Annotated in this window: 18 protein-coding genes and 3 pseudogenes; 13 read left to right on the forward strand and 8 right to left on the reverse strand. The window is 58.3% G+C overall.

Annotated features, from left to right (window positions below; genetic code table 11):
- Window positions 1–81: 81 nt before the first annotated feature.
- Together ACV1FX_RS38285 and ACV1FX_RS38290 are read right to left on the reverse strand one after the other, a co-directional pair.
- On the reverse strand, window positions 82–1,134 hold the full coding sequence (locus tag ACV1FX_RS38285) for an extracellular solute-binding protein (RefSeq protein ID WP_473122691.1): 1,053 nt from the start codon (window positions 1,132–1,134) through the stop codon (window positions 82–84).
- Between the two features lie 957 nt (window positions 1,135–2,091).
- Window positions 2,092–2,229, reverse strand: a pseudogene (locus tag ACV1FX_RS38290) (ATP-binding protein); the annotation flags it as partial.
- A gap of 1 nt (window position 2,230) precedes the next feature.
- On the opposite strand from ACV1FX_RS38290, the gene ACV1FX_RS38295 reads away from it, so the two are divergent.
- From ACV1FX_RS38295 to ACV1FX_RS38310, 4 genes are all read left to right on the forward strand, one after another.
- Window positions 2,231–2,386 (forward strand): hypothetical protein, encoded by a 156-nt coding sequence (locus ACV1FX_RS38295; RefSeq protein ID WP_473122705.1) that lies wholly within the window; start codon window positions 2,231–2,233, stop codon window positions 2,384–2,386.
- A 670-nt stretch (window positions 2,387–3,056) separates the two neighbouring features.
- The gene (locus ACV1FX_RS38300; protein WP_473122692.1) at window positions 3,057–3,947 is read left to right on the forward strand and encodes a beta-keto acid cleavage family enzyme; all 891 of its coding nucleotides are present in this window, start codon (window positions 3,057–3,059) and stop codon (window positions 3,945–3,947) included.
- Window positions 3,948–3,972: 25 nt separating this feature from the next.
- A complete protein-coding gene (locus ACV1FX_RS38305) occupies window positions 3,973–5,424 on the forward strand; it encodes a 3-hydroxyacyl-CoA dehydrogenase NAD-binding domain-containing protein (RefSeq protein WP_473122706.1) in 1,452 nt (483 codons plus the stop codon).
- Between the two features lie 483 nt (window positions 5,425–5,907).
- Entirely contained in the window at window positions 5,908–6,690 is a 783-nt protein-coding gene (locus ACV1FX_RS38310) for a carnitinyl-CoA dehydratase (protein WP_473122693.1), read from the forward strand.
- A gap of 676 nt (window positions 6,691–7,366) precedes the next feature.
- Here ACV1FX_RS38310 and ACV1FX_RS38315 read toward each other — a convergent pair.
- On the reverse strand, window positions 7,367–9,049 hold the full coding sequence (locus tag ACV1FX_RS38315) for an MFS transporter (protein WP_473122694.1): 1,683 nt from the start codon (window positions 9,047–9,049) through the stop codon (window positions 7,367–7,369).
- Between the two features lie 1,774 nt (window positions 9,050–10,823).
- Entirely contained in the window at window positions 10,824–11,606 is a 783-nt protein-coding gene (locus ACV1FX_RS38320) for an SDR family oxidoreductase (protein WP_473122695.1), read from the reverse strand.
- Window positions 11,607–12,763: 1,157 nt separating this feature from the next.
- Between ACV1FX_RS38320 and bioB the strand changes: the two genes are divergently transcribed.
- The 3 genes from bioB (at window position 12,764) to ACV1FX_RS38335 (ending at window position 16,670) form a co-directional block, all read left to right on the forward strand.
- Window positions 12,764–13,759 (forward strand): biotin synthase BioB, encoded by a 996-nt coding sequence (gene bioB, locus ACV1FX_RS38325; protein ID WP_473122696.1) that lies wholly within the window; start codon window positions 12,764–12,766, stop codon window positions 13,757–13,759.
- 282 nt (window positions 13,760–14,041) lie between these two features.
- A complete protein-coding gene (locus tag ACV1FX_RS38330) occupies window positions 14,042–15,304 on the forward strand; it encodes an adenosylmethionine--8-amino-7-oxononanoate transaminase (RefSeq protein WP_473122697.1) in 1,263 nt (420 codons plus the stop codon).
- Between the two features lie 487 nt (window positions 15,305–15,791).
- Window positions 15,792–16,670, forward strand: a complete 879-nt coding sequence (locus tag ACV1FX_RS38335; RefSeq protein ID WP_473122698.1) for an SDR family NAD(P)-dependent oxidoreductase — start codon at window positions 15,792–15,794, stop codon at window positions 16,668–16,670.
- A gap of 371 nt (window positions 16,671–17,041) precedes the next feature.
- Here ACV1FX_RS38335 and tnpC read toward each other — a convergent pair.
- The 3 genes and pseudogenes from tnpC to tnpA (ACV1FX_RS38350) all read right to left on the reverse strand — a co-directional run bounded on the left by tnpC (window position 17,042) and on the right by tnpA (ACV1FX_RS38350) (window position 19,411).
- Window positions 17,042–18,577, reverse strand: a pseudogene (tnpC, locus tag ACV1FX_RS38340) (IS66 family transposase).
- A gap of 94 nt (window positions 18,578–18,671) precedes the next feature.
- A complete protein-coding gene (gene tnpB, locus ACV1FX_RS38345) occupies window positions 18,672–19,019 on the reverse strand; it encodes an IS66 family insertion sequence element accessory protein TnpB (RefSeq protein ID WP_050382259.1) in 348 nt (115 codons plus the stop codon).
- Entirely contained in the window at window positions 19,016–19,411 is a 396-nt protein-coding gene (gene tnpA / locus ACV1FX_RS38350; protein ID WP_095730859.1) for an IS66-like element accessory protein TnpA, read from the reverse strand. Before tnpA (ACV1FX_RS38350) ends, tnpB (ACV1FX_RS38345) begins: the two co-directional genes overlap by 4 nt.
- Window positions 19,412–19,705: 294 nt before the next feature.
- On the opposite strand from tnpA (ACV1FX_RS38350), the gene ACV1FX_RS38355 reads away from it, so the two are divergent.
- Both ACV1FX_RS38355 and ACV1FX_RS38360 read left to right on the forward strand, forming a co-directional pair.
- Entirely contained in the window at window positions 19,706–19,945 is a 240-nt protein-coding gene (locus ACV1FX_RS38355; protein ID WP_473122707.1) for a hypothetical protein, read from the forward strand.
- A complete protein-coding gene (locus ACV1FX_RS38360; RefSeq protein ID WP_473122699.1) occupies window positions 19,902–20,213 on the forward strand; it encodes a pantoate--beta-alanine ligase in 312 nt (103 codons plus the stop codon). Before ACV1FX_RS38355 ends, ACV1FX_RS38360 begins: the two co-directional genes overlap by 44 nt.
- A 153-nt stretch (window positions 20,214–20,366) precedes the next feature.
- Here ACV1FX_RS38360 and ACV1FX_RS38365 read toward each other — a convergent pair whose 3' ends face one another.
- Window positions 20,367–20,504 carry a hypothetical protein gene (locus ACV1FX_RS38365; RefSeq protein WP_473122700.1) on the reverse strand — a complete coding sequence of 46 codons (138 nt, stop codon included), beginning with the start codon at window positions 20,502–20,504 and terminating at the stop codon, window positions 20,367–20,369.
- Between the two features lie 641 nt (window positions 20,505–21,145).
- On the opposite strand from ACV1FX_RS38365, the gene ACV1FX_RS38370 reads away from it, so the two are divergent.
- From ACV1FX_RS38370 to ACV1FX_RS38385, 4 genes and pseudogenes are all read left to right on the forward strand, one after another.
- Window positions 21,146–22,591 carry a porin gene (locus tag ACV1FX_RS38370; protein WP_473122701.1) on the forward strand — a complete coding sequence of 482 codons (1,446 nt, stop codon included), beginning with the start codon at window positions 21,146–21,148 and terminating at the stop codon, window positions 22,589–22,591.
- 256 nt (window positions 22,592–22,847) lie between these two features.
- The gene (tnpA, locus tag ACV1FX_RS38375; RefSeq protein WP_473122702.1) at window positions 22,848–23,252 is read left to right on the forward strand and encodes an IS66-like element accessory protein TnpA; all 405 of its coding nucleotides are present in this window, start codon (window positions 22,848–22,850) and stop codon (window positions 23,250–23,252) included.
- A complete protein-coding gene (gene tnpB / locus ACV1FX_RS38380; RefSeq protein WP_473122703.1) occupies window positions 23,249–23,596 on the forward strand; it encodes an IS66 family insertion sequence element accessory protein TnpB in 348 nt (115 codons plus the stop codon). Before tnpA (ACV1FX_RS38375) ends, tnpB (ACV1FX_RS38380) begins: the two co-directional genes overlap by 4 nt.
- Window positions 23,597–23,660: 64 nt before the next feature.
- Window positions 23,661–24,203: pseudogene (locus ACV1FX_RS38385) on the forward strand (transposase domain-containing protein); the annotation flags it as partial.
- Between the last annotated feature and the right edge of the window lie 90 nt (window positions 24,204–24,293).

Genomic DNA, 24,293 nt, shown 5'->3' on the forward strand with positions numbered 1-24,293 from the left:
ACAAAAGAGCCTTCATATTTCGTGCCATATCGAATATGCCATGACCTCGAGCTGGGGCTATCGAGCCCTTGATCAACCTGTCTAGCCTCGAAGTATTTTGTTGACCCGCTCGATCCGAGCGCTGCGGTCTCCTATCCACTTTCGCCAGTCAATTTGCTTTTTCAAGGCGTTGCGCTCTGGCGAATTGAACAGAAGGTCCTTGCGGATTTCCTCCGGAATAACGACGTCGGTCGTGGCGCCATAGCGAATCGCTTCTGGTAGGCCAAGCATTCCTTGGTCGGAGAGTAACTGCTCCATAACGGCGTGCGCTGCCTCGGGATACTTCATGCCTTTGACGATATTCAAGTAGCTAGTGACCGCGTAGACGCCCTTAGGCGGAACGACAGTGACAACTGGCACGCCCTTGGTCCGCAATTCATAAGCACGGCCGTCCCAGAATATGCCCGCACAGGCCTCATTGCTTTGAAACATTTGGACTTCGGCAACACTGGTCTGCGCGAGTGCGACGATGTTTGGCTTTGCGGTCGCCAGTACGCTGTAAGCCGGCTCCATGTTCGAAATCGAACCGCCGTTTTCCTCGGCGATACCAAGTAGAAACAGAGTAGTAGTGTCGAGGGCGGGTGCGGGAACGACGGCGCGATCCTTGAGGTCGGGCCGGGCTATATCCGAATAAGACGTAAGCGGTTGCGTGATGAAGTTTGAGTTGTACAAAGGCACAACAGTTGCCACGCTGTATGGTGCACCGTATTCGCCGAATTCGCGAAAGCCGGGAAGGATTCGTTTGACGTTGGGGACGTCTGACGCCTTGATTTCTTCGATGAGGCCGTTGTTGATGAGCTCGACCATATAAGGGCTATCACCCATGAAAAGGTCATATGGAGGATTGTCCCTGTTCACGAGCAGTTTGACACGATCCGCCGCTACGGTCCCAGCGTTGAACTGGACTTTCAGTCCGTACTTCTGTTCGAGCGGCACCGCCACGCTCCTGACCAGCGCGTCATCCCACGCGCCGCCGTATCCGTTTACACGCAGTGTGATACCGGTAAATGTTTTCGACTCTGCGCGAACATAGGGCGCAGCTAGAGCATTGGCCGCTACTGTCGTTGTGTACGTTAGAAATGTGCGCCTGTGCATTTCAATACCCTCTCTTTCGTTCCCGCAAACTGGAAGCGACTGCTTGTTCAGACAACCTCTTGAGGAGAGTAGTGGGGGACGTGGTTGGTGTTGCGCGTCACCGAGCGCTCAGGATCGCGCTTGAGCGTAATGTTGCTCCTCTCGCCTATGGAAAAAGCGGCCCTGTCGTTAAATGCATTGGCGCACTCTTCGGTGAAAATCGTACTGCTGGGGTCAGTAAGCGATTCCATCAACTCCCAGCGCAGACTGCCTCCATTTCGAGTTCTTGGACGACGAATGTCGGAACTTGCCTGCGCGAGGAATCGATGGGAAAAGCGACAAGTGTCCACCACACCCGAGATATCCCGCTAGATGTCGCAGATGGCTGCGAGCCGCGGAGCGTGGCGAGTTCGCCCGCTCCATTGCGGCGAGCGCTTTCTGCTGCCGACGTTCGCAATAGGGGTAATCAAGAGAATGCTCGGCCATGCTCCTCCTCGATCCTTTTTGTTTTGTTGAAGTCTACACTCGCCGCTTGCGCATCTATGATGCGTTGTTCGGACAAAGTTGCTGTATCCTCACTTATTTTCGGCACCGAACGCATAAAATGTGCGAAGCGCTGGTCTAATTGCCTGATTGCTCCCGCGCATCGTCGAAGACAATGTGGTTGACCCGCGCCATTCCCACAGTGGTGGGGGCTTCCTAGTCCGGTTCGACCAGCACCAGAAGGCGGAAGCGCAGCTGTCGCAAAACCGTAACGAGGGCTTTAGTTTGCGGATTCCGATGACCTCGCCCGGTGTATGGATTTGATCTCGCCCGGGGCGAGAGGTGTTCTGACCTGGGCATCGGCGAATCCGCGTGCTCAACCTAGATCGCGGTTTGAGGGTATTCTTCTTCTGCTGGGCGTGTGGGCAACGCCCTTGCGTTGTCCAAGCGCAGCGGCATGTCCACAGCGCCACGTGCTCTGGCTTTTCGGCCGGGCTTACGGGTTCGCCGCATGCTCTCGCCCTTGAGATCGATCCGGTGCGCGTTATCTCCCCGGCGGGAGAGGAGGGCGTCGGCGTAGGTGGGGTCGCCAATCAGCGCGTGCCAGGCGAGCTGGCTGGTGACGATTGTCGAGGTGCGCTTCACCGCCCGCAGCGTCGAGATTGTTCACGAGGGCGAACGGATCGCCGCGCATCAGCGCTTGAGCGGCAACCACAAGTACACGACCGTGCCGGGGCATATGGCGTCTAGTCATCGGCGCCATGCCAGCTGGAACATCGAGCGCGCATAGGCACAGACGCCGCTGCGGCCCGCCACGACCTCCTCGAGATCCTTGAGGACCGCTATGGCCGCCGCTCCACCATACTAAGAGTGCAGTCGTAGTCGCGAGTTTTGATCGATGAGGCATTTCTAGTTGCTGGCGTCCGACCGCAGAAATCGTCGTTGCTGTTGAATCCGTTCGTAGACGTATCGGTCGTGATTATCTTCCTTCTAGAGGTCGCTTTTACTGCGACGAGGGGAGGCGGTAGTCGATTTTCGTCCTGTACTGCATCAACGTATCGATCCATCAGGTGCAGCCAAGCGCAGGCTCACCCATCGGTTCTTTGCGAACGCACCAACACGCCCTATGGATATCCGGTCAGAATCGCGCTTGAAAGGGTTGGTTCCGGGTCCGCTGGTAATCGTTTTGATCAACTCTAACGCCTTCATCCAGGCCGTGATCTAACGCAAGCGCGCTGATTTTTGCTTGGCGGTCTCAGAAGAGCTTGGTGCGGCACCGCGAGGTTGATGAAGCAAAAATCCGAGTTTTGACCGCAAGGCGCAGAATTACTGCTTCACGACGAGGATAATGACCAAATTCAAATTCCGGGGGCCGGTAGTAATCAAGCAAGGTGAAACTTGTCGTGGATCGGGCTTGCCTTGGCAACGGTCGGGCCGACAGTGAATTGAGAGGATCGGGGATGATCTCTGAGGTATTCATCACATGTGCGGTCACGGGCGGCGGAGTTTCGGTCGGTAGTCCACATGTACCGGTTACTCCCGAGCAGATTGCAAACTCGGCCATTGAGGCAACGCGTGCGGGAGCCGCTGTTGTGCACATTCATGTGCGTAATCCCGAGACCGGGCGGGGCTCGCGTGATCCAGCACTGTTTCGTGAAGTGGTGCGCCGCATTCGGGCGTCCGACGTGAAGCCAGTTATCAACCTAACTGCGGGAATGGGTGGCGACATTGTGCTGGGCGGGGCGGATTCCCCCCTGCCGCTGGACCCGAGCACCGATATGGTAGGTGCGACCGAGCGCCTCGTGCACGTGGAGGAGCTGAGGCCAGAGATCTGCACCTTGGATTGTGGATCGATGAACTTCGCCACCCGCAACGAGTACCTCATGGCCAATACCCCTGGGACTCTACGTGCGATGGCTGCGCGCGTGAAGGATCTCGGCGTTCGTCCTGAGCTCGAGGTGTTTGACGCCGGTCATCTGGTGATGGTCCACGATCTGATTGAGGCGGGGCTCATCGAGGGTTCGCCGCTGATTCAGCTGTGCATGGGGATTCGCTATGGTGCGCCGGACGATCCGACCACGCTAATGGCGCTGGTGCACCGACTGCCGCCGCGCGCTATCTACTCGGCCTTTTCGATCGGGCGGATGCAGCTTCCGTACGTGGCTTTGGCGCCGCTGGTGGGGGCGAATGTGCGGGTGGGGTTGGAAGACAATCTGTACCTTTCCCGTGGACGACTGGCGACCAACGCCGAGCTCGTTGAGCGGGCGGTGCAAATTCTTGAGCGGATCGGGGTTCGGTTGATGAGCCCGGATGAGGTGCGCGAGAAGCTCGCGCTTCGAACTCATGGGTGAGGTTTCAAAGTTCATGTCTCAACGGATGCCGAGAGCAGTTGGATTGCTGGGGGGCGGAGTGATCGGCGGCGGCTGGGCTGCTCGGTTTCTCCTCAACGGGGTGAACGTTCGACTTTATGACCCGTCACCCGGCGCGGTCGAGTACGTGCAGAAGATGCTGGCGAACGCGCGCCGGGCCTATCGGCGGCTGACGCCGTTACCGCTGCCGCCTGAAGGCGAGCTCACCGTGGTGCAAACGGTTGCGGAAGCGGTGCATGGCGTGGAGCTTGTACAGGAGTCCGCGCCGGAGCGTCTGGAGCTCAAGCAGGAGTTGCTTGCGGCTGCCGATCGGGAGACGGCGCCTGAGACCCTGATCTGCTCCTCGACATCGGGCTTGCGGCCATCCTTGCTGCAGGCGCGGATGCAGCATCGCGATCGCCTGCTCGTTGCGCATCCATTCAACCCAGTATACCTTCTGCCCCTGGTTGAGCTATGCGCCGGTCAAGGCGTGGCAACCGAGTCGCTGGCGCGGGCGGCGGAGATCTATCGGGCGGTGGGAATGCATCCTATCGTGGTGCGCAAAGAGATGGACGGCTTCATCGCCAACCGATTGCAGGAGGCCATGTGGCGCGAGGCGCTTTGGCTGGTGCACGACGACATCGCCACCGTGCAAGAGGTCGATGATGCGATCAGATATTCGTTCGGGCTGCGCCGGGCGGTCATAGGACCTTTCCGCGTTGGCGGTGGTGGGACTGGCATGCGTCAGTTCCTAGAGAAATGGGGGCCCGGACTGAAGTGGCCGTGGTCGAAGCTCACCGACGTGCCCGAACTAACTGATGCGTTTGTTGACAAACTCGTCAAGCAAACCGACTCACGAGGCGAGAACCCGACGGGGCCCGAGCTGGAGCAGAAGCGCGACGACTGCCTCGTGGCCGTGCTGCAGGGATTGCGCTCACAGACCTATGGCGCCGGCGAAACGCTTGCGCGCTGGGAACAAAATCTGCGTCACCGCATCCCCCCGCCTACTGGCGGTCCGGGACCACTGCGAATGCCAATTATCGAGATGCCGTCTGATTGGCTTGACTACAATGGCCATGTCACAGAAAAGCGCTATCTTGAGCTCTGCGGCTACGGCACCGAAAACGTGCTCCGTTACATCGGCATCGACGACCAGTACCGCTCAGAATGCGGTAGTTACTTTACGATTGAGACGCACCTGTCTCACATCCGCGAATTGTACGCCGGCGACCATGTCCAGGTGCTTACGCAGATCCTGGGCGCCGACGACAAACGCCTTCACCTTTTCCATGTCCTTGCACGCGAGGGTGACGAGGCGCCGGTGGCCACGGGCGAGCAGATGTTGATTCACGTCAAGGCTGGTGCGGGACGCAGCGGACCCGCGCAGGGTAATGTGCGCAAGCGCCTGCTCAAGTTGGCGCAGGTGCACGCGCAGCTACCCCGTCCAGAGCGCGCGGGCGCAAGCATTCGGCTACGCTAGCAGAGAAGCGTGAACGGTGCTCAGCGGATCCGATTGTATGTGGATTTCCTCATCAACCGACCGCGCCGATGGGGGGGTGATCTTGTGCTGGTTGTCCCAGAGTCTTCTGTAGATTCAATCCCAAGTGGCACCGCTGATCGGCCTGTCGCAGCAATTTTGACGTCACGGCAGCATCAAGCGCATCAGGCAAGCCGGATATCTTGCGGCGATGCCGTGACGTTATCGATCGGATCGCCTCACCGCGTTCGGACTGCTTCCTAACGTTGCCTGCAATATGCGAGGCATCGCTACGCACCGCAAAGCTCCCTCGCTGCGAGGCTACCGTAGCTGGCCAAAGGTCGATGTGGCGGCCGACATCACCTCCATCAGGTACGCTGTTTTTCGAATGTTGCGATTGGCAGACTGGATGGTTTCCCTTGAGTGTCAGCGCCGAAGGCAGGGGTGCCTTAATCGGTGCTACGATGCTTGTACTAGGAGAGAAGCATGACCGAGATCATAACCGTCCGCCGGGAAGGCTCGATCCTGGAAGTCACGTTAGATCGGCCGAAAGCGAACGCGATCGATTTAGAGACCTCGCAACTAATGGGGAAAACATTCAAGGCATTCCGCGACGATTCGAACCTACACGTCGCCATCATCAAAACGGCCGGCGACAAGTTCTTCTGCACCGGCCTAGACCTCAAGGCAGCGACTACCGCAGAGTCTGTCAACGTCGACTATGGCGTAGGCGGATTTGGCGGGCTGCAGGAACTGCGCGACCTAAATAAGCCAGTGATTGCTTGCGTCAACGGCATGGCAGTCGGGGGCGGCTTCGAGCTAGCACTATCATGCGATCTGATTTATGCATCCGATCATTCCTCTTTCGCGCTACCGGAAATCCGCGCCGGAGTGCTGGCCGACGCGGCAACCATAAAGCTGCCGAAACGCATCCCTTATCACGTCGCCATGGAACTGCTCCTCACGGGCCGCCGTATGGACGTCGCCGAAGCGCATCGGTGGGGGCTGGTCAATGAGGTACTACCCAAAGACAAACTTGAGGATCGGGTCTGGGAGATTGCGCAGCTGCTCGCCAATGGACCGCCATTGGTCTTAGCCGCCATCAAGGAGACGGCGCGCGTGGCCGAAACGCTCTCCTTTCAGGACGCCATGAATCGCGTGGCGCGCCGCCAGCTTGCCACAGTCGAGACCTACAGCCGCTCAGAGGACAGACTCGAGGGGCCTCGGGCTTTCGTAGAAAAACGTAGTCCAATTTGGAAGGGAAGATAGTGGTATTACGGCCATGATAGCGTTCCAAGAGCTGGCCTGCATTATCCGGTAAGTTTCCCTAGCGCGCGATTAGTTGCTCAGACATGCCACTCTGCGGCTCGCATCCACCGAACCAGTTGCTCTGGACACTAAGGCCGTCAAACTGATTTCCCTTCGCGGGCGAGCTACGCCATATGAATGTCAAAGCGCGCTGGGCGCAGTTCGCAAGGCTCGCGAACGTGCATCTTGCTTGTAAAGAGCAACAGATCTATCGCGGAGGCAGCATTTTCTCGTGCCGCCAACTCCCATGTGATGATGAACAAGCGCTGATGACGCGCCACGCTAGTCTTAGCAAGCTATCTTTAAGGTAGCTCTCCGCTCGGCAGCTCGTATATCCAATTCTCCCCATGAAACTCATTAAGCGTTCTGGGAAGAGCTCCAGATTTCAGATCACCATTCGATGTTCCGGACCGACTACGACCGGGCCCGATCAGACGATATCGCTCCCCAAACGGAAACCGTAGAAATTTTTCCGATTTTTCCGAGGTGCCGCTTCTAAAACAGATGGCAATCGCTTCAGCAGAATAACTGCGCCTGCACTGAAGTTGGCTAGGCTACTCGCCTTGTCCCGCTCGCTGCCGATCATTTACAATACGGACTTGTTTAAGCCGACCAATGTTCAAGGAATCGAAAACCACTACTCCGCAAGATATTTAGAACTACCGCGGAGGGCTTCGTCTGCGGTGCGGTTAGGCACATCTTCGGTCCAACGCACTGACCCGAATGGACGCTCTAGCATACGTCTGACACGCACGGGCGCGGGACCTACGTGGAAAGCGCCGGCCTGCCGATCTAGCGCGCGTTCCGACTGTGTCGCGCGGTTGCGCTGGCGCAAATAGTCGAGCCATGTCGGGCAGTGATAGCGCTCAGTCCACAGGTCGGGATCGGCAATGTCGCGGGCAATCGACCAGCCATAAGCTCCATTACGTTGGCGAAAGAGTTGGACGTCCTGCATCAAGTTGTAGAAAGCTCGCGCGTTGTCCTGCGCGACTCGGTACTCGGCTTCCACCACAAGCGGACCGCTGCGTCCAGTCAGGGAGAGCTGAACCTTGGGATCCTCGAACATTTCAGGTTCGTCGCCGGGTTCACTGACGGGCGGCATGGGCAGCCAAAATCCTAGAATAGGGGAGACGAGCATCAAAACAGCAGCAACCAAGAGCGCCGTGTCGACACCAGCGAAGTCGGTGAGGTGACCCCAGCCCCAGCTACCCACCGCAGCACCACCCGAACTTGCCGCCTGATAGGCCGCAAGCGATCGTCCCGCAACCCATCTTGGCGCGGACAGTTGCACGCCAAGGCCGAATAGCACCCAGGACATCATCCAGACCGCGCCGGCCAATGCAAGTGCTGCAACCGAAAGAATCAGCACGTGGCTTAGCGCCAGGGCAACAGCCGCACCGCCCATGGAAAGGGCGCAGGCGCGGATCGCAGCCTCACCGCTCAACCGCTTTCGTACCTGAGCGATGTTAAGCGCCCCGATGACTGCGCCGAAACCAAAGGCGCTGAGCATCATACCATACGTCTCTGCGCCCCCGTGCAGCAGATCGCGCGCAACCAACGGCATCAGCGCTATAATGGCGCCGCCGATCACGCCAAAAGCCAGCGAGCGGCTCAACACGATCATAATCGATGGCGAATGGAATATGTAACGTACGCCTGAAACGATGGCACGGTGGAGGTTTTCGGGCGGCAGGCGCGACGGTTCTGTAACGCGCTTCCATAAAAACAGGGCAACCATCAGCGGCAAATACAGCAGGGCGTTGAGTGCAAACGCAGCCACTGTACCGGCGAATGCAACGATGATTCCACCGATCGCGGGGCCCGCGCTGCGCGCTATATTCCAGCTAATGCTGTTCAGTGCGACTGCCGCTGGTAGCGCTTCAGACGGTACCTGCTCGCTCACAGAAGATTGCCAGGCGGGGTCCATTAACGCGGCTCCGCTGCCGATGACAAAGCACAGCGCCAACAGCACGTTTGGTGTAACCTGGCCGAACCAGGTTAGTGTTGTCAGCGCAGTCGCGCCCACAAGCGAGATGCCGAGCGAAACCAGGCATACGACGCGACGGTCATACATGTCGGCGATCGCGCCGGCCGGCATCGAGATCAGCATGACTGGCAGCATCAGCGCAGTCTGCACCAGTGCGACCATGTCCGCCGCGGATGTCATCTGCGTCATCGCCCAAGCCGCGCCTACGCTCCTAATCAGGGCTCCCGAATTGGAGAGCAGGCTTGCCAACCAGATACGCCGGAATGTGGCCTGACGGAGCGGCGCGATGATGCCATCGGCGCTGGGCGCGTTGAACTTGGATTTGTCCGTCATGTGGGGATCGCGTTATGCTGGTTGGGAAGGCTGCCGTCTTTGCCTGACGACCGAGCTTTGATCGTTAAGCCGATTGGGCCGGCAGATATCAGCGAGGTGCGTCTTGGTAGGAGCCTTCGGGTAGAATTGCTGCGTCGCGCGCGGTCAGCGCGATTACGCTGCAAATGCAATCGACAGCGAGTGAGACCATCCGTGCCGACTAGTGAGGAGGCGAGCTCGAAGGGGCGCCTGATGACTACGCCGCTTGCCCAATCGACCGTAGCAACGTCCAAGCACGACGTAAGCGGCTGCCTGTTGCACTTCAGATCGTGCGCGAGAACAGCAAGTGAGATGCCGAATGGCGCGACATGCTCGGTGTATTCGCCGAATCGGGAAGAAAATCGTCGGACTTTGAAAAGATTTGAGGCCTTCATCTCTTCGATACCCTAAGGCGCTCGACGATGTCGGCCCGATCGGTCTGGAATAGAATAAGACGGGGAATTGTCACTACTCGTGATCATGTTTATGGAAGCCGTCGCTAAATCATCGGCGATGAACTAGGCGTTCAAGGCGTCGCTGCCACGCTTTTCTGCAACGTCGTCCGCCCGCCGCGCGAAGCCGCTTACAAGCGACTGGAATGCAGCAATGTGTACAAGTGAGCGCGGATGCCATGCCCGGAACGCCAGCCTCAGCCGCGGCCTTTAGATATGTTACTTACATTCACCGACGTTTCTGAAAGCGGCCTGCTTCTTGGCAGGTTGTTGAGAGCCGAGTTGCTCAATGAGCCACTGGAAGACATTACAAGGCCGCCGACTTGAACTTGACTAAAAATGTGCTTCGCGTAGTAGAAATTCTGCGTTTGATCGCCAAAAGTGAAGCTTCAGGTCGTCGAGTTCACATCCACAGGTCTGAGGCGCAGGAAATGGCCGCAATGATGCCCGCGCGACGCTAGCTTGGCCCCACCTTACTTGGGAATTGCTCCTGAAAGGGCGAGACGCTGCCCAGGGGCGTTCGCTCCACAGGGAGAGGTGAGTAGGCACGGGACGCAGAAAAGACTGACGGTGGTTGTCCCAGATGATGCCGTAGTTGATCGAGCTCTTTCTCGTGAGTGGAACCACAGGATACAACGCGTGGAAATCCATCGCGGGTGTCTCTCCAACGAGGCTTGCAAGCAATGCCTTTGGACGAAAAATCTGGCTGTTCTGCTGAGCCAATCGGGACAGGTGGTGCGCCGCGGCCTGGTGCAGCCTGATCTTCATGGCAAATGAACCGCGCCGCTCCGCAAGGCTACCTCGCCAACGTTCTGGCCCACAGCGCCGCCCATCGGGCTCGATGAGCGTCTACTCTTTATTTAATCCAGGCGTCAGCGAGTTTTGTTCGACCGCATGACCACCCACGTTTTGGAAGAAACAATATACAGACATCTTGCTCGAACGGCAGAAGGTCAGTTCGTCGACAAAGGGAAAATGCGGCCGCGAGAGTAACTGGGAAAGGCATCTGCAAGCGACCATAGTGTGCCAAGGAGCGACGCCCGCATCCGTCTCGCCGAAATCGGTCGTTTGGCGAACAATCGTAGAGCGGCACCGAGCCTGCATATCGGCGGCAGACCGGACATGTCGATCGAACTCGCATCAAAGACGCTGTCCGAATGGCTATTCTTAAGCCGTTGTTATTGGTGCAAGAGCGATGAAATGAACGAGCGCAGTTTTCTACTACGCTCCCACCGGCTATCTGACGACAGCTAAGATGCTCGACTACTTGTGTTGGCCACCAAACCGAACAACAGAATTAACTGTTAGCCACTGGCACTTGCTCCAAGATCAATGGTGATACACTCACCATTAATTCCGGAAGCACAAGGGCTTACAAGGAAGCCAATGGTTGCGGCGACTTCCCGAACATCGACGAAGCGATTGCCGGGCTGTGACGCGCGAAAAAGGGCGATGACCTCTTCGATGCTTACGCCTCGACTCGCCGCCTGAGCTTCCAGCTGACCACGCATCAGCCCTGTATCCATCCAGCCAGGCGCGACAGCATTGACGGTAAGGCCGTGCGCACCGCCCTCGAGAGCGGCAGTACGGACTAAACCAAGAACACCGTGCTTTGCGGCACAATACGCAACCTTCTGGCGTCCGCCTCCGTAGCTCGCGACTGAGGCCGTGACCACAACACGACCACCAGCGGACTTCGTCAGGGCCGGCCATGCCGCCTTCATCGCGTGAAATGGTCCGTCCATCATCACGGCATTGAGACGGTCCCACTCGGCATCTGGAAACTGATCGAGCGGCGCGATAAATTGACATCCTGCATTCAATACAAGAATGTCGAGACGTCCTGAGGTCATGAGTACATTGGCGATCATGTCGCGATTCCCGCTCGCAGTAGCAAGATCTGCGTGGAAGACGCCCTCGCCAACGACGTCAACCCCGTGCACGTCTGCTCCGCGTTCGGTTAGTTCAGCCACAATAGCCTGCCCAAGTCCTCCCGAGGCACCGGTCACGAGCGCAACGCGGCCATGTAGCGACCATCCGCGCGCGTGACGTTGCTGTTCGTTGGCGCCATAATCAGAGTTCGTCATTCGATTCTCTCCCTGTAGTAGCTGAGCAAGCGGACCTCACGATCAGTGGTCGCACGACGGCCGGCGTTCGAAGTAAGGCACTCCAGAGCAGTTGGAATCTGCGTTTCACCGAGAAAGATAAACCACGGTGTATGTCGAAACGTCGCAAAAAGGAGGCTGTTTCGCAGAGAATCTGCGTCGGATCGGAAGATGCGGCGCTGGCTCTGAGATCGCCGAGATTTAACGGTTCGATGGGTTCGGAATGAACAGGCCTCGCCGATGGTTCCCGCTATCGGATGGTCGGCTCCAATGTGCCGGACTGAGACGTCCGGACCTTCAAGATTGTCGATGGACTGAGGCAGCCTGCGCCACACTAGGCGGCGCTCTCAAATTGTCGTAGTTGTTGGAGAGCAGAGCGGCGAAGGACCGAGCGCTTTTTTGAGTAAGTCGACAAGAATGCGCGCTAGCCTGTCTCTAACGGAGCTGCCCACCTCACTTTCGAACCCGACGAAGTACTTCGCTGGCGCGAGCGAGGCGGGTGAGCTCCGACACACACACGTCCACTTCTTGAGTCGGCAGACCGCTCTTCTCGAGGGCGAGGCTAAAGGCGGGAACGTCGTCAACCTGCTGGCGGCATTACGGGGAGAGACGTTCAGCAACGTCGGCCGACTTCCAAGGACGGACGAGCCGGGGACCAAAAGAACGTTGGGGTGATAGTGATCTTCCGGTTCGCGCCAGGACGGAAAATCGGTCGCAAGCCCCGGGGCGCGCCTCGCTTCTTGGATATGAAGGGTTCATTCACTCGGAACGAAGCAGCAGTCGGCGATGGACTAGAACCGGTCGGCAGAACGTTGCCCGCAACAAGGCGGGCTCGCGGTCTTGCCCATGCGCCGAACCCGCACGCTGAGCGCGCTGCGGACGCCGTCCCTGAACTGGGCGGCGCGATAGAGACGATAACCAGGAACCCGACGGTCGTGGCGCTGTTGACGCCGTTCCACAAAAGATCCGCGGCCGGCGCCGTTCATTTTGCAGAATTTCTGCAATCCGGGGGGATTTCTGCTGTCTTTAGGTGTCGCCACGATCCTATGCTTCTCCCGGGCAGGTCACCTCGCTCCCGCTAATCACACAACACAATAGCTGTTCGATCTGATCGATCTATTGTAACAGGAATAAGTTGAATGATCCCTACTGTGAAAGTTGAAGGGAATGGCGGAGGCAGCAGGGCGGTGGTCCGTAGTGACTGGGAACGCGCCGAGGCTGAGGCGCTCTATAGCCTGCCATTTGCCGATCTGATGTTTCAGTCGCAGAGTGTTCATCGCGCGAACTTCGATCCGAACCACATCGAGACTGCAAGCTTGCTGAGCATCAAGACCGGCGGCTGTCCAGAGGACTGCGGTTATTGCTCGCAGAGCGCGCATTACGACACCGGATTGAAAGCCACTCGCCTGATGGATCGCGCCGATGTCATCGCTACTGCGCAATGCGCCAAAAACGCTGGCGCGAGCCGTTTTTGCATGGCCGCGGCCTGGCGTAGTCCCAAGGACCGCGACCTTGATCGGGTCTGCGAAATGATCAGCGAGGTCAAAGCTCTTGGCATGGAAACCTGTGTCACGCTCGGCATGCTAACACCTAGGCAGGCCACTCGACTCGCCGAGGCCGGGCTCGACTTCTACAATCATAACGTTGATACTTCGCCAGAGTTCTACGGGAAGATCATCAGCACGCGTACTCTTCAGAATCGCATCGACACTCTTGAGCATGTTCGGAAGGCCGGCATAAAGGTCTGCTGCGGCGGCATTCTCGGTCTGGGAGAGCATGTCGAGGATCGTCTCGCCATGCTCATACTGTTGGCCAATCTCCCCAGCCATCCGGATAGCGTTCCGATCAATCTATGGAACGAGGTCAAAGGCGTCCCTGTCAATGAGACAGCGGAGCGTCCGGATCCCATCGCACTGGTGCGCTTGGTCGCGACAGCTCGAATCATGATGCCCAAGAGCGTGCTGCGCTTGTCCGCTGGACGGCAATATATGACCGATGAGCTCCAAGCGTTGTGCTTTCTGGCCGGCGCGAATTCGATCTTCATTGGCGATGTGCTGTTAACGACCAACAATCCTCAGCGCCAGCTCGACGCGAGTTTGCTAAACCGGCTCGGCATCACCTCCGGGCTTGTCTGACGAAACACATCAACAAGCGGGCGCAGATAGTCTTCACCTTAGCTGAAACAAAGCAATTCTGTGATAGGCGCCTCGGCTAGAGCATCGAGGCGCTCACCTATTGGTCGCGTGATGAGCGGCGGAAGGTACGGCCGTCGTCATAATTGGTCGCCGAATTTCGTAACCAACGCTCGCGGCGCCGGCGCACCGCAAGCGTGAGGCGTCCCTTATCAGATCCCGATCACGGCAAACGCGCTGGTAGGTCGCTTTCAAGGCCGCTTTTATCATGAATGATTTCAAGCCATGACGCCGAAGACGAAGTCGCCGATCTGGCATCCGTTCACGCAACACGCGCTGCAGGACGAGATGACAAAGATTGTGCGTGGCGATGGTGCTTACCTCTACGCTGCGGATGGAGCTCGTATCATCGATGCAATTTCATCGTGGTGGGTCGTGACGCATGGTCATTGCCATCCACAAATTGTGAGCGCGATTCAAGACCAGGCAGGCAGGCTCAACCAAATCATCTTCGCCGGCTACACTCATGATCCGGCTGAGGAGGTTGCGACGCAGCTCTTGAAACTCACGCCCGCTGGGCTTGAGCATGTCTTCTTCTCCGACAGCGGCTCAACGAGCGTGGAAGTCGCCCTGAAAATGGCACTCGGCTATTGGCACAATATCGGCAAGCATCGAACGCGCATTGTCGTAATGCAACATTCCTATCACGGCGACACGATTGGAGCGATGTCGGTCGGTGCCCGCGGCGTATTCAACGTGGCGTACGGGCCCCTGTTGTTCAACGTCACGACAATCCCGTTCCCGTCAAAGGGTCATGAGCAAACGACTCTAGATGCACTCGCCTCTACCTGCCGAAAGGAAGGGCCGGCCGCCTTCATAGTCGAGCCACTGATATTGGGGGCGGGTGGCATGCTGATGTACCCACCCTGGGTGTTAAGAGAAATGAAGCAGATCTGTGAAGCCTACGACGTTCTGTTCATTGCCGACGAGGTCATGACGGGCTGGGGCCGAGTCGGAACACTATTTGCTTGTGAGCAAGCCAGTGTAACGCCCGATATTGCTTGCTATTCCAAAGGCCTCACCGGTGGAGCGCTCCCACTTGCGGTGACGCTCTGCCGCGCGGACATTTTCGACGCGCATTATTCGAAAGACCGTGCACGTACTTTCTTTCATTCGAGCTCGTACACCGCCAATCCCATCGCTTGCGCTGCTGCAAAGGCTAACCTGGATCTCTGGCGGGACCAAAGCACTCTCCAGCGTGTAGCCTCGCTCGCCACGTTGCAAGAGCAGGCACTGGAGCCATTCCGCACGGACTCGCGTTTTACAAACGTTCGTCGGACTGGGACCATCACAGCGCTCGATCTGAAGACGACCGATCCGGGCTATCTGGCGAGCATCGGTCCAAAGCTTGGAGCGATCTTCAAGGACCAAGCACTGCTGCTGCGGCCGCTCGGCAATACAATTTACGTGATGCCGCCTTATTGCGTCACGGCGACAGACTTGGCTGAAATCTACAGCGCAATTAGTGACGCTGCCGACGCTGTCTAGCCGATCTTCCTTATCAGCTGACTGGCTGCGGCGTCACTTCCCGAATCGCATCGTTCGATGAATTTCTGCGCTAGAAGTGGAAATTAGTCTGAAATGTGCGAATCCTAGCAAGGGTGTGCCGGTTTTCCTCCTGGCGGTCGAGGTAGAGCCTTTATTGCTAACGCGTGCCTGTCGAGCGCGACGGGGTGGGCGAAATGAGCAGGCGTGACAACAAGGTGCCCGGACGACAGAGGCGATACTGGGATCGAGCCTCGGGATGCTCAGCGCGAACCCGTGGAATTGAAATGGCGCAGCTTCGGTCCTAAAGGCAGCAGGGCGGTCTATTGGGCAATTTCTAGCTTAACGAAGCTCTGGCACGGCGGCGTACCTTGCACACAAGCGACCTCCTTGGCGTTTATGTGGAACGTGGCAGGCGAGCAAAATGTAAATTGGGGATGCCTTGGTGGCGCCGCACGCGCTCACAACGCAGAGATTGGGAGAGTAGAGAATGGGACTGTTGGACGGTAAGGTGGCGATCATCACTGGAGCGGGTGGCGGGCTCGGTGAAGCTTACGCAACGCTTTTCGCAAAAGAGGGCGCGGCCGTCGTCGTCAATGACCTCGGCAGCTCAGTCGATGGGGCGGGCGCTAGCGGTGCTGCTGAAAGGGTGGTGGCCAAGATCATAGCGGCCGGCGGGCGCGCGGTGGCCAATGGCGATGACGTTTCCACCTTAGCCGGAGGTGAAAACATCCTAAGAACTGCGATCGATACGTTCGGCCAAGTCGATATCTTGATCTGCAATGCCGGCATCTTGCGCGATAGGACATTTGCGAAGATCTCGGAGGAGGATTGGGATCTCGTCGTCAAGGTTCATCTGAAGGGGACCTACTGCTGCGCGCTACCAGTCTGGAACTGGCTCAAAGATAACCGTCGGCCCGGCGTGATCATTATGACTTCTTCGACGTCGGGCCTTTTCGGGAATTTCGGCCAGGCTAACTACGGAGCCGCCAAGGCCGGAATCTATGGTTTGGTACGAGTTCTCTCCATTGAAGGTCGCAAATACGGCATTCGTGTAATGGGCTTGGCGCCAAACGCCGTCACTCGTATGTGGGCAGACGTTCCGGGCATTCAGGACGGCGAGTCCGATCCGATTCTGCGTCCTGAGAACGTGGCTCCTGGAGTGCTCTTCATGGCCTCCGAGCTGGCGGCTGACCATTCGGGCAAGGTCCTCTCCGTATCGGGGGAAGAGATCGCAGAAATTAAGATGCTGATGACGGATGGCTTCCATCCCAAAGGACAGTACACGGCGCAGGACGTGGCGGCTCGTGCATCTTCGGTGTTCTTTCCGGCAGATCTGAAGCGTGTCCCCTCTAAGGATTGGTTGTAGATAAATCGGCGCCGGTTGAGTCGGTACAAAGATTCGCTGGCGCCGAATTTGATCATTCGCCAGTTAGCGCGGCAGAGCAGAAGTCGTACGCAGCCAGTTGCGACCGTGGCTATCATCTTCTCGCTAAAGGTGCGATCGCCATCGCAGCGACGATCCTTTTTATCAAGCCGCGGGTACCGTTTAGGCCGGAAAAGCAATATTCCGCGCCTCGATCACTCGCTCGTTGCCGATAAACCTTTGCTTGAAAATCCTTTTGGCAGCGAAGCGACGACGCGTCTTGGGTGCGATTGTCGCTTAGACCTAGCCGTGTTGCCGTCGGACGTACGCATCCGGTCAGCACCCCGGGCAGGCGCGCCGGTCAGCCGTGGCGCTCAGGCGGCAGCCGCTCTGGACTGTTGGGTCGCCTTCCAATTCCACGGGAGCAGGTCGGCGACTTTGTTGACGGGGTGATCTGGAAGCCTGGCCAACACATCCGCGAGCCAAGCTTGCGGATCAACGTCGTTCACCTTGCAGGTTTCGATCAGGGTATAGACGGCAGCGGCGCGATGGCCGCCGGCATCTGAACCGGCGAAGGTCCAATTTCGTCTTCCGACAGCCACACCGCGTAACGCTCATTCGGCAGCGTTGTTCGAGAGGCAGACGCGACCATCGTCCAGGAAGCGGGTGAACGCCGCCCAACGGTTGAGCAGGTAGTTGATCGCCTTTGCAGTATCGTTGCCTGATGAGAGCAAGGTTCGCTGCTGACGCATCCAGATTTCGAGATCGGCGACGATCGGCCTCGACTTATCACGACGTACCGCAAGCCGCTGTTCCGGCGTTTTGCCGTTGATGGTGCGCTCGATCTCGAACAGGATATCGATGCGTCGCACGGCCTCGCTGGCAATCGGCGCCTCTCCAGATTTCGCCGGGTCGAAGAACTTTCTGCGGCCGTGGCTCCAACAGGCCGCTTCAAGGATCGGAGCTGGCTTCCTTGGGGCCTTGTAGAGCTGGTTATACCCATCGAAGGCATCGGCCTGCATGAGGCCGACATAGCCGGCAAGATGGCTTTGCGGGTGTTCTCCAGCCCGATTGCGTGAGTAGTAGAACAGGGCCGCCGGCGGATCCGTGCCGCCAAACGGCCGGTCATCGCGAACATAGGTCCAGATCCGGCCGGTAACCGTCTTGAGCTTGGCCAGCACCGGCACCGTCGTATCGTCGGCGTGGATGCGTTCCGCGCTCATGACGTGGATCCGGATCGCCTCAATGATGGGATCGAGTGCCACCACGCAGGCGCCGATCCGATCCGCCAGGGTCGAGACGTCGATCTCGATCCCTTCGCGGGCATAGGTCTTGCTCTGCCGGTTCAACGGCTGGTGCAGCAAGAACTTGTTGACCAGCACCATCGCCAGCAGGCTCGGCCCGGCAAAGCCTCGCGGGATCGGATGGGAGGGCGCCGGCGCCTCGGTGATTGCCTCACAATCCCGGCAGGAGAACTTTTCGCGGACATGCTCGATAATCTTCCAGCGCCGCGGCTCACATTCCAGGGTCTTCGATACCACTTCGCCGAGCTTGTGCAGTCGCTCGCTGCCGCACTTGCCACATACGCAAGGAGCGGGTTCGACGATGCGTTCGATCGGCAGATTGTCCGGCAACGGACGTCGCGGCGGCCGTGGATTTTGCACGCGCTGCTGTTTGGCGGCTTCCGGCGCTGCGAGCTCGGCCTTGGTTTCCTGCTCAGCCTGGGTCTCTTCAAGATCCTCGATGGCAAGTTCGAGCTGCTCGACCAGCAGCTTGCCGCGCTCAGAAGATTGCCCGAACTGTTCTCGCCGTGCCTTGGCCAGCATCAGCTTCAGCCGCTCGATCTCCAGCCGGCCGACGGTCACTTCGCTCTTCGCCAGCGTCAGCTGCTCGCGCTGCGCAATGATCATCGCGTGTGCTGCGGCAAGGTCGGTGGGAAGCGGATCGGCGGGCGTCGTCACGAGGACGAAACAACCATATTCGTCGCAAAAAATCCCGCTCGATTTAACCGGAAGCCTGTGGACGCCAGGTTGCCTGCGGCATCCGCCAATCAATTCCGGAGAGGAGATAGGATAGCTGCGCAACGCTGATCGTCACAACGCCATCCGCCATTGATGGCCACAAAAAGCGGCCTCGCTCCAGCCGCTTCGTGAACAGACACGCGCCTTGGCCATCATGCCAGATGATCTTGATCAGGTCGCCGCGGCGGCCTCTAAAAACATAGAGATCACCGGCATGCGGATCACGCTTCAAACTCTCCTGGACCAGACGCGCGAGGCTCGGGAAGCCGCGGCGCATATCGGTGTGGCCGGTCGCAAGCCACACCCGCACATTACCCGGTATGGCAATCATCGGCGCTCAAGTACCTCGAGGACCCGCGCCAGCGCTTCTGGATCGACGTGCGCGTCCACTCGGATGCGTCGCCGGTTACCGAGGTCGATCTCGATCAATCCAATACGCGCGGCCACTACAGACCGCCCTCGGCTATCACCCGCAGGTAAGAGCTTCGGAGTTTCCTCCGCCTCTGTGGCGGCGATCTGCACCGGCGCAAAAGACGGTACGACCTGCTCGGATGTCCGCGCTTGACGACGCCAGGTGAACACCAGGCTGGCCGCTACTCCGTTGCGACGTGCAACCGCTGTCACCTTTGCGCCCGGCGCCAACGTCTCCTCGACAATCCGTGCCTTGTCATCCTGCGACCAACGCCGCCGACGCTCCAGCCCGCCCAAAACCTCGACCCGCATCGCCTGATGACCTTAAAGCTAGACTTAAGGTCACACGCTTGGCGAACTACAGCGTGTCAGACAAGACGGCGCCCGTACCGTCGGACAGCGTTGCCGCCACTTCCTGTCCTTCAGCACCAGCGCCCTCCAGCCCTCCATATTGCCGCTTCACGGAGCACAACAGTTCATTGTCTCAGAGGTTGGCGAGCTCTTGCCGAGTTCGAAGGCGGGATAGCCGACGTCAGTTATTCTCAGTCGCCGCTGTAGCCCGTCATTGTGGTTCTAAACGCGATATGGCTGCTGGCGATCACGAAAGTGTTTACCTACGACGGCGCTGCGCTCGTCAGCGGCGTTGCCGAACTCGAATGGCTCGTCAAGGCACGCTGCGGCATCCTTCGCAGGACATCAGTGACGAATTCTTCATTGGCTATGATGCCGACGATCATCTCGTTCTTGATCAAGTCCGACCCATCGCAATGGCGCACCAGTTCCAGGCAAGCACAGCGTACTATTGCGCACGGCCACAAACATCTTTCTCAATCCCAATCAGTTTGACGACGAAGATCTCAGCGCATATCCGCAGAATTTTCTGAGCGACGAAAAGCTGTGCCGCAATGCCAGGGTCGATATCTTTTTGCATATGATTCGCGGGAGGTATTTCCGCATGAATTTTGAGAGCCGGCAACATCCGAGCCTATCCGCCAGCCGCTCGATGTATTGCGAGAGTTTGCAGGCTCTACATGGCCAACCCGGAGAGGATGATCTTGGCGGACGCGACCGCATCCTAGGCGATCCTTGGCAACGTGCGACCTCCGGCGCCTAGCTTGCTGACGAGCAGCACATTCCGACGTCAACGAACTTCGGCGTATGCAGCTGCAAGCAGGCCTGCCGTTGCCGTGGCAATATTGGAATGAAGGACCACTAAAACTCGGCTGCGCGCCGCCTTCTCTTCAAACCTGAACTATTGATAGCGGTGTTAGTTGAGGCGCGACTGGCGGCGGTCCAGCTTGTCCTGCAGAATCAGGGAGGCAGTTTCGCGGAAAGATTGATTCGTGCTCTCCGCCTGACGCTGCTCTCGCAGATAGTGCTCGAGTTCTGACATGGTCATCGACACAGGTTGGCATCTCCGCCGCCCGTCACAGCGGGCGCAGTAGCGCTCGCATCGCCGGTTTCGGCGCCCAGAGTGCTGCGATCAATGGGGGCCCGTACACCCAACGATTGGCACGTCGACGCGGTCGTCGCGCTTGCGCTCCATTTGCACTCGGCATGGCGGGTGCGATCCAGACTCTGGCGCGCACGAAAGACGCGGAGGTGATCGCCGCGATCAAAAAGGACGCGAACGTGCCGATTGCAGCCCAGCGTCAATGCTGTAGCTCGCACGGGCGCTTGACGCATGTGATCGTGGCGACCCGCATTCACAGCGCGCCCGATACGATCCTAGAGCCTTGCCGCTGAAATCGAGCAAGCCTTCCCAGCCGACGGGTGCGCGCAGAAAAAGAGCTTTAAAAAACGATATGCGCCGCACTTCGCGAAAACCGGGCTGAAATTAGCGAAATGCCGCGCGATGCTCGGATAGCTTAAAGCCGCGATAACCAAAAAATAAAAAGAGAGGGGATGACGCGCGCCAAGGTTCTCCTTGTCGATCCTGAGTTGTCCGCTCCGCCATTCATCCGAAGGCCGAGAGCAGCGAACGACGCTCTGTTCTCGCCGGGACACACAGTCGCTGGCACTCATAATCGAAACTTGGGGGACTTAATGAAAGCATCTATTCTATCTTTGGTAGCACTGGTTGGCCTCACGGTCGGAACGCAGGCGGCTGATCTGCCAGATAACCTAAAGGCTCCGCCGCCACCGCCACCGGACACACTGACGTGGAAGGGTATCACTCTCTTCGGGCAGATGGATATCGGTTACGGCTACAATTCTATCGGCACTCCGCTCGGTAACTCTTGGTTTGGCTTAAACACCAACGTCCTTGCTGCTCCGGCTGGAACTAGGCCAATTTCGTCTCTAAACGTCGGCGGCTTAGGTTTCAATTTTATTGGATTGAAGCTCGAAGAGCCCATTTTCGGTGACTGGAAGGTGATCGGCCAGCTTGACACTGGCTTCAATCCTCTGACCGGCAGGCTCGACGATGCTTGCGCGTCGATCATCCAGAACAATGGCCGGCCAGGCACTCAACAAAGTATATGGGCGAACTCCGCCCGTTGCGGGCAGGCTATCAACGGGCAACTATTTGCCGGTGTGCGCAACGCAACTTATGGTACACTCACACTCGGTCGCCAATCGCCACTCGATCTTACCACCCTCGCCGGCTACGATCCGACGGGACTTTCCACTTTCTCGCAAATCGGTTGGTCTACCGGATGGGGTGGCGCTGCGGGTGTAGCCGACGCCAACAAATGGAATAACTCGGTGAAATACGCCAATGGATATGGACCGGTCCATGGCGCAGTCATGTACGCCCAAGGCGAACAGGACTCAGGCCTTCATGGAAATTCCTATGCAGCTAATATTGGCGCGAACTGGAATGGCTTTTACGTAGACGCAGTTTATACGGTGCTTCGAGATGCGGTGTCGACCTTCGCGTATGGCGTTGGTGGATGCGGCGTACCTGGAACTCCGAGTTGCAATACTCTGGGGGGCACTGCGCAGAACACTGAAGCATTTTCGCTCATGGGCAAGTATACTTTCAACCTCGCAGACGCTTTCAAGGGGGCCGGTCCTGGCGGCAAGCTGACATTTTACACGGGGTATCAGCATGAGGATTTCTCGAATCCGTCCAATCCGGTTTCGGTTGGTGACACGGTCAACGGCGGTTACGTGATTGGACTAATCAGCAACACGGCCTATACTTATGGGGATAAGATCCGGGACATTGGATGGATCGGAGCGAAATATGAGACGGGCCCTTGGACTATGACGGCGGCTTGGTACTATGGCCAACAAGGTTTCTATAAAGGTTCTTCGCCTACCTTAATGCCTTGCTCCGACACTAGCTCCTCGCATTGCGCGGGCCACTGGCAGACGGCGTCGACAACAGTAGACTATGCGTTCAACAAGTACTTCGATGTCTACGCCGGTGTGGTATGGTCAGAGCTTAGAGGCGGTCTCGCCGTCGGCTTTACTACGGCAACCGCTGGTTACCCCACCACCCCGCAGACCACGTCTTTCCTGACAGGCATGCGCTTTACTTGGTAGGCTAGCTTGCTGTTTGGCAAGCCGTACGTGCAGCAGCCTGTTTCCTCTGCACTCAGCTTTATTAGGGAGCGCTCCGGCGCTCCCTGTTTTTTTCGCCCGCCGACACCAGCCGAAATCAAGTAACCGACGCATGGTCGCGGGCCGTACGCGAGTGCGACTTTTATTCGTCGCCATAATCTCATTTGTCGTCTCCCTCCGGTGAGGTCCGGTGAGGGCCGCCTTGCCGGGTTAAGAATAGTGCTGTGTAACAGCCCTTATGGACAGCAATAAGTTCAGTGCTCAGATTGAACGGTTCGAGGTTGTCGAGACTGGCCGTCGTCGTCGCTGGACCGATGATGAGAAACTCAAGATCGTTCTGGAGAGTTTGCAGACACCGCGCGCGGTCTCATCGACAGCACGACGATACGGCATCTCGCGCTCGCTCCTGTTGACTTGGCGACGATCATTTGGGACGCGGGCGAGCGATATTGAACAACCTCAGCCAGCCTTTGTGCCTGCGATGGTGACGCCGAACCAGCCGGTGGCGCCCCCAGTAGCTTCAGCGGGGCCAACGAGCGGACGCATGGAAATTGTCGTCGGCAAGGCCTGTCGCGTGATCGTGGACGCCGGCGTTGATATGACCGCGTTGTCTCGCGTGCTGGATCTGCTGGAGCGGCGATGATCCCGATCGCAGCAGGGGCGAGAATCTGGATCGCTACCGGTCACACGGATATGCGCAAGGGAATGCAGGGTCTGGCATTGCTGGTGCAGGAGGGCTTGGGGCGAGATCCTTTTGCCGGGGACGTCTTTGTGTTCCGGGGTCGTGCCGGCACACTGATTAAGGCGCTTTGGCACGACGGGGTCGGGCTATCGCTCTATGCCAAGCGGCTGGACCGTGGCCGATTTATCTGGCCGGCGACGGTGGATGGCTTGGTGTCGCTGACCTCAGCTCAGATGGGCTATTTGCTGGAGGCGATCGACTGGCGTAACCCTCAACACAGCTGGCGGCCGCAGAGCGCCGGATAGGCAATAATCCCGTGAGATTGCAAAAAGCCCGCGCCAAATCGCGGCTTTTGTGATTCCATCGGGCATGGGTGACGGTCCCGAGAAGCTACCGGAAGACATTGAGGCGCTGCAGGCGGCGTTGCTGGCAGCACGCGCCGAACTTGCCAGCGTTCGTGCCCAGCAGTCCGACGACCATGCGCTGATTGCTCACCTGAAGCTGCAGATCGAAAAGCTGAACCGTGATCGTTATGGGCCTCGCTCGGAGCGCACCGCGCGGCTGTTGAACCAGCTTGAACTGACGCTGGAGGAGCTGGAGAGTTCAGCGACTGAGGACGAACTTGCAGCCGAAATGGCCGCGGCCAGGATCACGAAGGTGGCCTCGTCCACGCGCAAGCGGCCATCGCGCCAGCCGTTCCCGGAGCATCTGCCTCGCGAGCGGATGCTCGTGCCGGGACCTGTGGCGTGCGCTTGTTGCGGCGGAGCACGGTTGTCCAAGCTCGGGGAGGACATTACCGAGACGCTGGAGGTGATCCCGAAATCCTGGAAGGTGATCCAGCACGTCCGGGAGAAGTTCAGCTGCCGTGATTGCGAGCCCCGACGGTCGGTCAAATTCCCCCGGGTGTGGTCACCTCAAACTCCCCCACCTGATTCCGCCTCGCTGGGCGGCTGATCTGCCGCAAAGCGCGTAGCAGGACGTTTATTTTCGCCCCCTTTTAGG

Source organism: Bradyrhizobium ingae (assembly GCF_055791185.1).